At 70.2% G+C, this 11,682-nt stretch carries 10 protein-coding genes; 2 read left to right on the top strand and 8 right to left on the bottom strand.

The annotated features are described in order from the left end of the window. Nucleotides 1–3: 3 nt before the first annotated feature. Genes D7V77_RS01580 through D7V77_RS01550 form a run of 7 tightly spaced genes read right to left on the bottom strand, consistent with a single transcriptional unit; the run spans nucleotide 4 to nucleotide 7,212 of the window. Nucleotides 4–732, bottom strand: coding sequence for a hypothetical protein (locus D7V77_RS01580; protein WP_120574500.1), 729 nt, complete (start codon nucleotides 730–732; stop codon nucleotides 4–6). Beyond that, on the bottom strand, nucleotides 729–941 hold the full coding sequence (locus tag D7V77_RS01575) for a hypothetical protein (protein WP_120574499.1): 213 nt from the start codon (nucleotides 939–941) through the stop codon (nucleotides 729–731). The genes D7V77_RS01580 and D7V77_RS01575 overlap by 4 nt, the downstream gene beginning before the upstream one ends. Nucleotides 942–959: 18 nt before the next feature. Continuing rightward, nucleotides 960–1,835 (bottom strand): hypothetical protein, encoded by an 876-nt coding sequence (locus D7V77_RS01570; protein ID WP_120574498.1) that lies wholly within the window; start codon nucleotides 1,833–1,835, stop codon nucleotides 960–962. Between the two features lies 1 nt (nucleotide 1,836). Next, on the bottom strand, nucleotides 1,837–2,328 hold the full coding sequence (locus tag D7V77_RS01565) for a phage tail protein (RefSeq protein ID WP_120574497.1): 492 nt from the start codon (nucleotides 2,326–2,328) through the stop codon (nucleotides 1,837–1,839). 24 nt (nucleotides 2,329–2,352) lie between these two features. After that, nucleotides 2,353–2,916 (bottom strand): phage tail protein, encoded by a 564-nt coding sequence (locus D7V77_RS01560; RefSeq protein ID WP_120574496.1) that lies wholly within the window; start codon nucleotides 2,914–2,916, stop codon nucleotides 2,353–2,355. Continuing rightward, complete coding sequence (locus D7V77_RS01555; RefSeq protein WP_158624259.1) at nucleotides 2,916–5,237, bottom strand: phage tail sheath subtilisin-like domain-containing protein; 2,322 nt, start codon at nucleotides 5,235–5,237, stop codon at nucleotides 2,916–2,918. Before D7V77_RS01555 ends, D7V77_RS01560 begins: the two co-directional genes overlap by 1 nt. A gap of 16 nt (nucleotides 5,238–5,253) precedes the next feature. Continuing rightward, nucleotides 5,254–7,212, bottom strand: a complete 1,959-nt coding sequence (locus D7V77_RS01550) for a hypothetical protein (RefSeq protein ID WP_120574494.1) — start codon at nucleotides 7,210–7,212, stop codon at nucleotides 5,254–5,256. A 273-nt stretch (nucleotides 7,213–7,485) separates the two neighbouring features. Here D7V77_RS01550 and D7V77_RS01545 point away from each other — a divergent pair, with 273 nt between their 5' ends. Continuing rightward, nucleotides 7,486–7,860 carry a DUF1622 domain-containing protein gene (locus tag D7V77_RS01545; protein WP_120574493.1) on the top strand — a complete coding sequence of 125 codons (375 nt, stop codon included), beginning with the start codon at nucleotides 7,486–7,488 and terminating at the stop codon, nucleotides 7,858–7,860. 201 nt (nucleotides 7,861–8,061) lie between these two features. Then, nucleotides 8,062–10,383 carry a PAS domain S-box protein gene (locus D7V77_RS01540; protein ID WP_158624258.1) on the top strand — a complete coding sequence of 774 codons (2,322 nt, stop codon included), beginning with the start codon at nucleotides 8,062–8,064 and terminating at the stop codon, nucleotides 10,381–10,383. A gap of 75 nt (nucleotides 10,384–10,458) precedes the next feature. Here the strand turns inward: D7V77_RS01540 and D7V77_RS01535 are convergent, their stop codons facing one another. After that, nucleotides 10,459–11,610, bottom strand: a complete 1,152-nt coding sequence (locus tag D7V77_RS01535; RefSeq protein WP_120574491.1) for a hypothetical protein — start codon at nucleotides 11,608–11,610, stop codon at nucleotides 10,459–10,461. Nucleotides 11,611–11,682 lie beyond the last annotated feature (72 nt).

The raw sequence follows: 11,682 nt of genomic DNA, 5'->3' as shown, positions 1-11,682 counted from the left end.
TCTTCAGCTCGCCCCGTTGAGCTTCACCTGCGGCGCCAGGGCCTGCGCGATGAGGGTGCTCGCGTCCGCGCCCTTCACCGCCGCCAGGTCCTCCATCCGCAGGCGCTGGTCGCGCAGGTTCGCGAACGCCTGGGCCACCTTGCTGTTCGCCGCGTTCTCCCCCACCTCCAGGATGCGCATGCGCAGGTCCACCTCCGCGCGCAGCGGGAACAACGCCGGGTCGAAGCGCTGCTCCACGATGGTCATCCCGGTGATGACCACCGGGAAGGTGCGCGGCCCCAGCATCAAGAGCAGCTCCGTGGGGTTGAGCGAGACGAGCTTCGTCGCGGGCTTCTTCTCCTCGTCCCCCGTCTGGTCCTTGCCCAGCGCCATGCCCTCCAGCATGGCCAGCTCCGGCAGCACGCCCTGGATGCCCTCCCCCTTCGTGTCGCGCAGCAGCGCCTCCGTCACGTCGAAGACGAGCTTCAAGGCAATGGTCTCGCTCTTGGCGTGCAGGCCGCCGCCGCGCTGACCGTCGGTGAGGATCTTGGTCTGCTCGGGCGTCTTGCCGGGCTTCGTCTCCCACTGGCCCGCGCGCGTGCGCGTCACCGTCTCCGGGTTGTACTGGAAGCGCAGCGCGATCACGCCTGACTCCGCCTTCGGGTCGGCGGACGACGGCGGCAGCGTCACCAGCATGCCCTTCTGGAGCTGCTGGTCGAACGCGATGAGCGTCGGGTCCAGGTTGCGCGTCATCCGTTGCCCCGAGCGCCGGGCGGCTCGCGCTGGGCGAGGCTCCGGGCAATGGCTTCGTTGTTCTTGTCCATCAGCGCCACCACCGTCTGGGTGAACAGCTTCACGAACTCCTTGGGGTTGTCCGGCACGCTGCGCAGCATCCACGCGAGCTCACGCTCCAGCTCGCGGCGGGTGAGTCCGACCTGTCCTTGCACCGGGGGTGGGGCCATGGCGTGCGCGTCCTCTCGTCAGCTCCAGCCATCCACCAGCGGACGGCCTTCCAGCTCGTTGCGAAGCAGCTCCAGGTAGCGCCACCGCCGGGCCCGCGGCAGGGCCAGGATGTCCGCCTCCGACCAGTGGTAGTGGAAGGCCAGCACGTGCACCTCCGTCTCCAATCGCGCCGCCCCGCCCCGCAGCTCGCGAGCCAGCAGCGCGAACGGATCCAGCTCCAGCTCCAACCACGCGGCGCACTTCGGACAGCGCGCCAGGAGCCCCAGGTCCGGCGCGCTCGTGCCGTCCGCCAACGCCAGCGCCACCGCGTGCCGTGAGCGCGCGGGCAGGGCCAGCCACGCGGAAGGCGTCAGCGTCTGCCCATCCACCACCACCAGCCGCGACCACAGGAGCGCGGACCGCTCCTCCCGCGTGCCCTGCACTTCCGCGAGCAGCGCGTCGTCCTCGCCCGTGGGCTCGCGCACCTCCGCCCGTCCCTCTGGCAGCGCCACAATGAGCACCTCCGGCGCCGCGTCCACCCGCTCCGGAGAGAGCGCGGAGAGCCGCACGTCCACGTCCGCCATCGCCTCGCACTTAGGCGCGGGGCAGCGCGCCACCAGCGTCGCCCGGTCCCCGTACATCCGGGCCCGCAGGTGCAGCGCCAGGTGGTGCCGGTCTCCACGCGTGAGGCAGGCCGCCAGCTCCTCGTCCACGCGCGAGTAATCCCCCAACCGTCCCAGACACGCCGCCAGCCATCCGCTCACCGCGCGCTGGCCGGGACGCTCGCCTGCCTGGGCCAGCGCCCACTCCTCGCGGCCGGTGAGCGGGCGCAGCTCGCCCTGGCGGTGGCAGCGGCCGTCCTCGTCGAAGAGGCCGTGCGGCAGCAGCACCGGGATGGGAGGTTCCAGGAGCACGTCAGACCACCGGCTCCAGCGTGAAGCCCTCGTGCTGGACCTCCAGGGACTCGATGAGGATCTCGTTCGCCTCCGCGGCCAGCTCCGACATCGCGGTGAACTTCGAGACCCACGCGTTGCGCAGCACGAACTTCTTCACCGCGCGGTTGAAGTCCAGGTCGAAGACGAGAATCTCCACGGTGCGCCGGAAGTCCGGCTCCGCCGAGCGGAATCCGGGCGTGGCTTCGTGCCGGATGAGCTGGGTGGCCCAGTCCCGGAACGTCGTGTCCTGGGTGAGGCCCGCCTCCAGCGTGAGGGGCTCGTAGTGCACCCGGCCCGGGGACAGCTCGTCCACGGAGGACGGGCTGTTGCCGGAGCGGAACTTCACCACCTCCACGGTGCCGGTGATGCCGGAAATCTTCCGGCACGCGGCCACCTCGATGTTGTTGAAGAGCACGCGGAAGTTGAAGTTGCGGTACGGGTCGCGCTTCGTGGATTCGACGAATCGGGGCATGGCTTCACTCCTCGAATGGGGACGTCAGGGCGTCGGGAGGCTCGTCGCGGGCATGGACAGCACGGGCCGGGGCACCGGCTCCCAGCCCTCGTGGGTGAGCTCCAGCGTCAGGAGCGCCACCTCGCCCGCCATGGCGTCCAGCTTGGGCAGGGCGTGGAGCTTGCTCACCCACGCGTTGTGCACGTGGAAGCTGCGGATGCGCGCCTCCATGCCTCCGGGCGGGGGCACCGCCGTGGGGTGCGCCCAGGCGTCCCACACGTCGATGAAGAGGTCGCGCTTCACCGGCTCGCCGGGCGCCTTGCCGGTGCGCGCGAACTCCAGCACCGCGCGCGCCCAGCGCTCCAGCGTGTCGTCCAGCGCCAGCCCCTGCTCCAGCACGAGCGGCTCCCAGTTCACCTTGTGGGGCTGGGCGTAGCGGTGCAGGTTGTTGCCGCCCTCCCACGTCTCATAGGCGCCCACGCTGACGGACAGGCCGGACACGGTGCGCACTCCCGCCACGTAGTCGCCGGCCGCGGACGTGCTCATCCGGAGCCGGAATTGGAAGGTCCGCAGCGGGTTGCGGGCGTTGGCGGGGACGGGCGTGGGCATCAGGCCGCCAGCAGGCTCTTCTGGCTGATTTCGATGACCACGAACTCCGCGGGCTTCAGCGGCGCGAAGGCCACCTGCGCGGTGACGATGCCCGCGTCCACGTTCTCCTGCGGGTTGGTGCTCCGGTCGCAGACGACGCTGAAGGCCTCTTCCGGCGTGCTGCCCTGGAACGCGCCCTGCCGGAACAGCCCCAGCATGAAGGACTCGATGGCGACGCGGATGCGGCCCCAGAGCTCTTCGTCGTTGGGCTCGAACACCGCCCACATCAGGCCGCGCCTCAGCGACTCCTTGAGGAAGAGCGCGGTGCGGCGCACCGGGATGTAGCGCCACTCCGGGTCCGGCGACAGCGTCCGCGAGCCCCACGACACCAGCCCCACGCCGGGGAACTGGCGCAGGCAGTTGAGGCTCGCCGGGTTGAGTTGGTCCTGCTCCGCGTCGATGACGGGGTACTGGAGGCCCAGCGCATTGGCGAGGGACGCCTCGATGCCGGCGGGCGCCTTCCACACGCCGCGCGTGGTATCCGTGCGCGCGAAGAGGCCCGCCACGTGGCCGGACGGCGGCACCAGCCGCGTGGGGTTGCGGCCCACGCCCACGGAGTCCGCCACGCGGATCCACGGGTAGAACATGGCCGAGTTCTTCGAGCGTGAGGGCAACCCCTCCACGAACTGCTTCGCGTCGTCCGGCACCACCGCGAAGTCCTTGTCCACGCCGCCGGGGCCGTCCGCGAGGAAGAAGCAGTCGCCCCGGTTGTCGCAGTACGCGACGCCCGCGGCGATGAACGACACCTCGTTCTTGCCGGGCAGCGCCACGATGTTGACCTCCTCCGTGTCCAGCGCGTGCAGGCCCGTGCGCAGCTTCGCGTCGCCCGCGAAGTCGGACGTGTCCAGGAGGCCCGCGCCGTCGTCGCCGCCCAGGAGCCGCAGGTTCGTCACAGAAGACGGCCGCACCACCGGGTTCGCGGGCGAGTCATCCGAGTAGCCACGCGCGCGCGGCGCGAAGCCCAGCTGCCGGAGCATGGTGGGCACCGTGGGCTGGAGCGTTTCGCTGATGGAGAGCTGGAGCCCGTCGAAGGACTCCGCGCTCGTGCCCGCCGTGCCGGCGGCGGCGGTGCCGGTGAAGCCGGTGGCGGAGAGCGACAGCGTGGAGGTGCCCGCCGCCGTGGCCAGGCCCGTGATGACGGTGTTGCCCTGCGCGTCCGTCACCACCGACGCGACCTTGCCGGCCAGCGCCACGCTCAGCGAGTGGTTCAACTCCGCGGGCGTCACCGCGCCCTTGTCCACCGCCAGGATGGGGATGGGCACCACCGTGGTGCCGCTCGGCGAGCCCACGGTGACCTTCGCGTCCTCCGGGTCCAGGTCGTACGTCGCGCCCGTGGGCTTGGGGATGGTGAGCGTGGGCCCGGTGGCCACCTTCAGCGAAATCTCCGGCGAGTCCGTGCCGCCGATGACGAAGGTGTTGGTGAGACCCGCCGCGGTGACGGCCTGGGTGAGGAAGGCCTTGAGCTCCGTGGCGGTCAGCTGCACTCGGCCGTTGACGAACGCGGCGGCCGGCACGGCGGCCACCACCAGGGCCTGGGTGATGGAGACGTCCAGCGTCGTGCGGGGCAGGTCCGGCTGGGCCTCGTCCCAGGCGGAGACCTGGAGCTTGCCGCCGTCATAGAGGCTGTACTTCGTGCTGGCCAGCACGGCGGCCTTGAGCCGGGGAGGCACGCCCGGGACGAGCACCGCGCCGGGTGCCCTCGCGGCGAGCGCCACCTGGAACTCGTCGCGCACGCGGAGGTAGCGGGAGATGTCGTTGATGCGGTCGCCGACATAGTCCTCGCTGGACGGGTCCATGCGCACGTCCTCGAACGTCTCCAGGCGGCGCGTGGCCCCGGCCTCCGTCCACATCACCTCCACGCGGAACGCCTCGCTGGGGAAGTTGAGGGAGTCGCTCACGTTGACGCGGAGGTAGTCGGACCACTCGCCCGCGCCCCGCGCCAGGAACGTGAGGGCGTTGAGGCTGCCGCCCGCTCTCGCGACCAGGGGCGTGGACACGCCGCCCACCGCGTCGGAGGGCAGCACGCGCACGACGTAGGCGCGCCGCCCGCCCGAATCGAAGAAGGCCTCCACCGCCTGCGCGACGAGCCCCGCCTCCCCGGGCTCGTGTCCGCCAAAGGCCCGCTCGTACTCGGCGAAGCCGGTGACGAACGAGGCCAGGGCCGGGATGCCTCGCGCCGTGCGTCCGACGAACGCCGCCGTGGACGTGCCCACCCCTTCAATGGGGCGCGCACCGGCACTGATCTCCTCGACATAGACGCCCGGATGCAGTCGCTCAGCCACGTTCATCCTCCTGGTTTCAGATGGTCCCGCGCCTGGCGGTATCGACTTCGGTGACAGATGTTCCCGGATGGCCGCTGGCGCCTCGCGCAGCACCGCGCGCGATGAGATCCACCCGCGGCGTCTCGACGAGGCGGGCGGTGCTGCGCGCGTTCGGCTCGTCCATCAGCGCGGAGACCCGGTAATCCACGCAGCAGCGGTACAGGTGGTTCAAGAGGTCGTCGCGGCGGCGCAGCTGCGTCTGGAAGAAGAAGCACTCCTCCTGGAACACGAGCGTGCGGCCCCGGGCCCAGGCGCCCTCCACGGGGCGACTGAGCGTCACGCGGTCGCCATCCAGCCCCAGCACCAGCGCCTGGAAGCGCTGCTTGCCCACGCGGTAGCCGTCGTCGCTCGAGCCCAGCACCACCACGTCGCCGGGCTTGAGGCGCGAGGCCGCCGTGACGGAGCGGCGCAGCGCCGGATCCAACGGCCCCACGGGCTCCGCCACCAGGTGCACGTGGTCCACGGTGAAATCCAGCGGCGTGCCCGCTTGCGCGCCCAGCGTGAGCACCATGTCGCTCGCGGCGACGGTGACGCCCGGCGCGGCGACGGGCGGCGCGGGGGTGGCCTCCGCGTCCTGGAGCGGCTGCGGCACCCCGTCCGCCGACAGCCACACCACGCCCTCCCCCGCCTCCAGCCGCGCGTGCAGCACCACGCCGGCCTCCAGCCGCTCCACCGGAAGCCGCCAGCGCGTCTCCGCGACCTGCGTCCCGGTGGCCTGCGCCAGCGTCGCGGTGGCCACCACCTCGCCCATGGGCCGGGTGTCCACCTGCTCGTAGCGGACGATGAGCCGCAGCACGGGCTGCCCCTGCGCCATCAGCACGGCCACCGGCAACGACTGCGCGGCCACGGCGCCAGCGGCGACGCGCAGCCCCACCGACAGCGCCAGCCCGTCCGGGGCCGGATTGTCGGCGTGGAAGGGGTCGGGCACGGCGGGCATCGGGTAGACGAGGACGGAGGCGGTGCCGGTGCCGGACAGGCGCAGGCCCTCGGCGGCAGGAAGGAAGGACGCGCCGGGCGTCAGGTCCACGCGTCCGCCGCGCGCGCGCTCCAGGTTCTGATCGCTGGCCTCCAGGTGCACCAGGGACAGGGCCGTGGTGGGCTCGCCGCGCGTCAGCAGGCGGACCGTCGTGGCGCCTTCGGGCACATCCTCGGCCAGCAGCGACGGGCGCAGCACCAGCTGTCCGCGCGTGGGGATGGAGAGCGCCACCGTGTCCATGATGGACGCCAGGTCCACCTGCGAGCCCGCCCACAGGTCCACCTGCACGTCGATAGCCATGGCCTTGGGCGCGCGGATCTTGCTGAGGAACACCCTGCCCTCTAGAGAGCGCTCCGGAGGCTCCAGGCCCAGAGGGCCCTCGATGCCACCAGCGACGGGCAGCACCTCCACGCTGGAGCGGAACTCCATGGAGGGGATGCCCGCGTCGGAGCTGATCGCGAGCCGGCTCCCCTCCACGTCCCAGCGCGCGATGACGCCAGCGAGCGCCTCCAGCAGCAACGGGTCCGTGAGCGGCGCGCCCGTGGGCTCCTGGAAGAGTCCACCGGTGAGCGCATCCGCCAGCCGCGCGTTGATGGCGTCAGCGAGCGCGGGGCCCGTCGCGGTGGAAGAAAACGAGCCGCCCGGCAACCCCGTGAGGGTGACGGTGGCGCGGCCATCCAGGCGCAGCTGGAGCGAGCCATTGGGCGGCACGCTGTCCGCGGAAGCGCGAGGCCTGCCGACAAGGTGGCCCGGCACACGGAAGGTGGCGACGCCCGTGCGGCCGTTCTCTCGCTCGGGTTCGGGGAACAAGCCCAGCGGGCCGACGACGGAGAGGAATGGCACGCGCGAAGGGCGGTAGCCTTCATCCACGTAGCCATGCGCGGCGAAGACGCGCACGTCGCCGCTGCGCAAGGCCACCCGGCCCTGCCATAGCAGTCCGCTGAGGATCTCGCGAATCACGCGAAACGACCCTCCAGGGCAATGTCATGTCTGGCTTCAAGCTGCAGCGTCACGGCACCCCCCGGCACCCCTCGGAAACCGCCCGACTCCCGCTGTGACACGCGAAGGGCGGCGACAATGAATCAGGAGCCCAGCCGCCGTCAACACTGCACGCATGTATTGCTTTGATATTTTGTGTGTCTATTCCGACGGGTCTCCCATCCCGAGGGGAGGGTGGATCGCGGTGGCTGTCCGCTGCGTCGCAAACCACCTTTGCCGGAGGGGGAGCGGTGGATGCGATTCGAGGATCTGGTGGCCCTGGCCGCCCAATTGTTCGACGCCTCGGGCGTGGGCGTGATGGTGGTGGGAACGGTGGTGTCCGTGGCGCTCGTCCTCCAGGACGTGCGGGGACCGCGGCGGGGGGAGGCGTACCGGCAGCTTCGCCACTACCTGGGCCGCGCCATCCTGCTGGGACTGGAGCTGCTCGTGGCGGCGGACATCATCCGCACGGTCGCGGGGGCGCCCTCGCTGCGGCAGGTGCTCATCCTGGGCCTCATCGTCCTCATCCGGACCTTCCTCAGCTTCACCCTGGAGGTGGAGATCGACAGGCGCTGGCCCTGGCAATCCAAGCCAGTTGACGAGGATGCGCCCGGCCCTCCGCGTGCATGAGCCCATGGGAGGGCCCGGCCCACTGCCTGTCTGTCATTGGGTGCCGACCAGGCGGCAGCCGCGCCTCCGGACCGGTGTGGATTGCCCACCGGGGTCGGGGATGCACACCCTCCAGATCAGGCCACTCCCATGGTGGGAAGCGGCGTTACGAGGCCCTGCCTCCAAGCTCGCCGGGAAGGGCCGGGGTCAAAGGAGGCGCGCGTGGAGAGCCCCAGCGCAAGCTTCGACCCGGAGACCATCGATACCCTCTCCGACGCGCATTCCCGGCTGCTCCTCGAGACGCTGGTGGCGAGCACGCCGGTGGGCCTCGCGGTGGTGGACATGGAGCAGCGCTTCGTCCAGGTCAACGACGCGCTCGCCGCCATGAATGGCCTCCCGCGCGCCGCGCACCTGGGGCGCAAGGTGCAGGACATCGTCCCGGAGATGTGGCCCACCCTCCGTCCCCAGTATCAGCGCATCCTGGAGGGAGGGAGCGCGCAGACGATAGAGGTGGTGGGCGCCACCTCGAAGGAGGTGGGCATGGAGCGCCACTTCCTCGTCAGCTACTACCCGGTGCGCACCAACGCCGGCGTGTTGCTGGGCATCGGCGTCATCGTGTCGGAGGTCACCGAACAGCGCAGGGCCCACGACGCGCTCCAGGCCAGCGAGCAGCGCTACCGCTCACTGGTGGAGGCCATGTCGCAGCCGGTGTGGTCCACCAACGCCCGGGGCGAGGTGGTGGAGCCCGCGCCGCGCTGGCTGGCCTTCACGGGCCAGACGCACGCGGAGCACCTGGGACTGGGCTGGCTTTCGGCCATCCATCCGGACGACCGCAAGCGCGTGGTGCGCAGCTGGGTGGAGTCCCTGCGCACGAAGGCGTCCTACCGGGGTGAGTTCCGCCTGCGCTTCCACGCGGGGGGCTACCGGGACGTCGTGGGCCGGGCGGTGCCCGTGTTCGGAGAGCAGGGTGTCATCCGGGAGTGGGTGTCCACGGCGGAGGACATCACCGAGCGCAAGCACGCGGAGGCCCAGGTGGAGAACGAGCGCGCGCGGCTGCGCTCCGTGCTGACCAGCGCCCCGGCGTCCATCGCCATCCTCTCCGGCGAGCGGCAGGTCTTCACGCTGGTGAACCCCCTCTACAAGGTGCTGTCGGGAGGCGCGGACCTGTTGGGCACCTCCATCAAGGACGTCGAAAGCGAACGGGGGGTCGAGTACTCGCGGCTCTTGGAGAAGGCCTATCGCCAGGGCGAGGCGTTCATCGAAAAAGAGGTCCCGGTCACCGCCGACTTCCAGGGCGACGGGGCCCGGTCGACGCGGCAGTTCGACGTGGCGTACCAGCCGCTGCGCGACGTGCGGGGCCAGGTGGACTCCGTGCTGTCGTTCGCCGTCGACGTGACGGTTCGGGTGGAGGCCCGGAAGAAGCTGGAGGAGTCCGCCGCGTCCCTGAGGAACCAGCAGCAGTGGCTGGAGGCGATGCTGGACCGGACGCCCGTGGCCATCATCCTGGTGGAGCCCGTGACCGGCCGCATCATCTTCGCGAACCAGGCGGCCCGGCAGATGGCCGGCGGTGATTTCCCCGGGGGCCTGCGGGAGGAGAGCTACAGGGGCGGCGCGCACCGCTTCACGGACGAAGCGGGCCGCGAGCTGACCATGGAGGAGATCCCCGGCATCCGCGCGGCGAGGGGCAATCCCGTGCACGCGGAGCCGGTCGTCTGGCACACGCCCACGGGGCATTACGCCTTGCTGGTGGAGGCGGGCACCCTGCCCGCCCAGCACGGCCATCCGGAGGCGGTCCTCCTGGCGCTCCAGGACGTCACCGAGCTGAGAAAGACACAGGCCCAGCTCCAGCACGCCGTGTCGCTCCGGGACGAATTCCTGACGGTAGCGTCGCATGAATTGAAGACGCCGCTGACGCCGTTGCAGCTCAAGCTCCAATCCCTGGTCAGGGACGCGCAGGCGGAACAGACGCTGGAGTCGCTGCGGGAGCGCGTGGTGAAGACGGCGGAGACCGTCTCCGGGCAGATAAGGAAGATGACCACGCTCATCAACGACCTGCTGGAGGTGACGCAGCTCACGGGCCCCTCCGCACCGCTGCAACTGGAGGACGTGGACCTGGCGGACGTGGTGCGCGACGCGGTGGAGCGCTTCCAGGCCCAGGCGGGGAAGGCGGGCTGCGAGCTCATCGTCCACGAGACACCCGGTGTCGTGGGCCGCTGGGACCGCCACCGGCTGGAACAGGTGGCGAGCAGCCTGCTGTCCAACGCGCTGAAGTACGGCTCGGGCCACCCGGTGACGATTCGCGTGGAGCAGGTCCACGGCCGGGCGAGGCTGAGCGTGAGGGACGAAGGCATCGGCATCTCGCCGGGGAGCCTCCAGGCCATCTTCGAGAAATTCACCCGCGCCGTGTCGACACGGCATTACGGCGGTCTGGGATTGGGCCTCTTCATCACCAGACAGATTGTCGAAGCCCACCACGGCACCCTGCGCGTGGAGAGCCAGCCCGGCCACGGCGCGACCTTCGTCGTGGAGCTGCCCCTGGGCTGACTCCATACACCCCCACCCAGCACCACGCCGGAGGCGCGGCGGCAGCTCCAACTCCTGCCGCTGCGCGCACGCCTGCTAGACCAGAGGCTTCTTGAGTGCTCGCACGAGCCGGTTCGTCTCCGAGTCATGCACAGTCAGGGCATCAAGGAACAGGTTCGCGGCGTCCCTCTTGCCATGGGTGCTGATGCGCGACTTGACCTGCATCAACAACTGACGCGCGACGTCCCTCACGCCCTGTTCGAACACACCGGCGCCGGCCACGATATCGGCCCCCAACTCCAGATATGACGCCACATCTCTCGCCCACAGATCATTCAACCCCTGGATCATGCGCGTGTCTTCGCTGAAGTTGAAGTCTGGATTGTCCTTCAGCGTGGTGGGAAGGGGGACCCACGACTCCGCCCGGCCAAGATGGATTGCGCTGGGCGGATATCCTGTCGCGTACATGAACGTCGTGCAGCCGAAGCATGAGGCCAGCTTCGTGGTGGCGTTCCCCACCGCGACCTCGTACGGAGTGGTCCACGGTCCAATCAGCTTGCAGTGCTGGATTGCCCAGTTCATCCCATGGCAATACCCCACCACCATGCGATCGCCCGACCAGCCACGGATGAGGTTTGCGCGCTCGAAGGAGCCCCAGGACGGATCCAGGACTGGATTCGGGCCGGCACGGATCACCCCCTGATACTGCGTCTGCGCACTCCACCGTCTGCCCTCGTGACCGTTGTAGTCGATGAGTCTCCGGACGGTGGAAACCATGCGCACCTGTTCCGTGACGGGGTCATCCACCACGCCGTAGTACGCGCCACGCTCCTGGGTGGTCACCGCGCCTTGCTGGCGCGAGCCCAGGAGAAGATCTTGCGCGAACGCCATGGAGCTGAGGCCCCTCATGGGCCGGTGCTTGTCGTCCGACGCCGCCCCTCCGGGACGCCCTGTGATGGCAATGCCACTCGTGGTCCTGGGATCCTGGGGGTTGTAGGGCTCGGTCGCCTGAGCCTTGATGCCACCGATGCCGCCCGAATCGAAGCCCGCTGAATAAAGGGCTTGATCCAGGCGGCGGACCACCGCTTCGTGCGTCCTTCGCGTAGGGCCTGGCTCGTACTCGAAGTGGAGGGTGACGGGTTGCAGGAGCTCCACTCGCGTGGCGAGAAAACCCAGCAGCGTGCTCACGGTGATAACATCCGCATGCAGCGGATCCAGGCCGCCCGGTTGTCCATCCAGAAGACTCATTGTCTGGCTTTCCTTCAGGGATTGGGAACGAAGGCCCCATGTCCGTTCCAGCAGGTCGCTGACCGGCCCGAG

Source organism: Corallococcus sp. CA041A, from assembly GCF_003612075.1.
Lineage (GTDB): Bacteria > Myxococcota > Myxococcia > Myxococcales > Myxococcaceae > Corallococcus > Corallococcus exiguus.
This window is presented reverse-complemented; position numbering and strand designations above follow the sequence as displayed.

What these genes read in the sequence shown, in the direction of transcription:
- D7V77_RS01565 (WP_120574497.1), bottom strand. Translation starts at nt 2,328, where the DNA reads ATGCCCCGATTCGTCGAATCCACGAAGCGCGACCCGTACCGCAACTTC.
- D7V77_RS01580 (WP_120574500.1), bottom strand. Translation starts at nt 732, where the DNA reads ATGACGCGCAACCTGGACCCGACGCTCATCGCGTTCGACCAGCAGCTC.
- D7V77_RS01545 (WP_120574493.1), top strand. Translation starts at nt 7,486, where the DNA reads ATGCGATTCGAGGATCTGGTGGCCCTGGCCGCCCAATTGTTCGACGCC.
- D7V77_RS01560 (WP_120574496.1), bottom strand. Translation starts at nt 2,916, where the DNA reads ATGCCCACGCCCGTCCCCGCCAACGCCCGCAACCCGCTGCGGACCTTC.
- D7V77_RS01575 (WP_120574499.1), bottom strand. Translation starts at nt 941, where the DNA reads ATGGCCCCACCCCCGGTGCAAGGACAGGTCGGACTCACCCGCCGCGAG.
- D7V77_RS01535 (WP_120574491.1), bottom strand. Translation starts at nt 11,610, where the DNA reads ATGAGTCTTCTGGATGGACAACCGGGCGGCCTGGATCCGCTGCATGCG.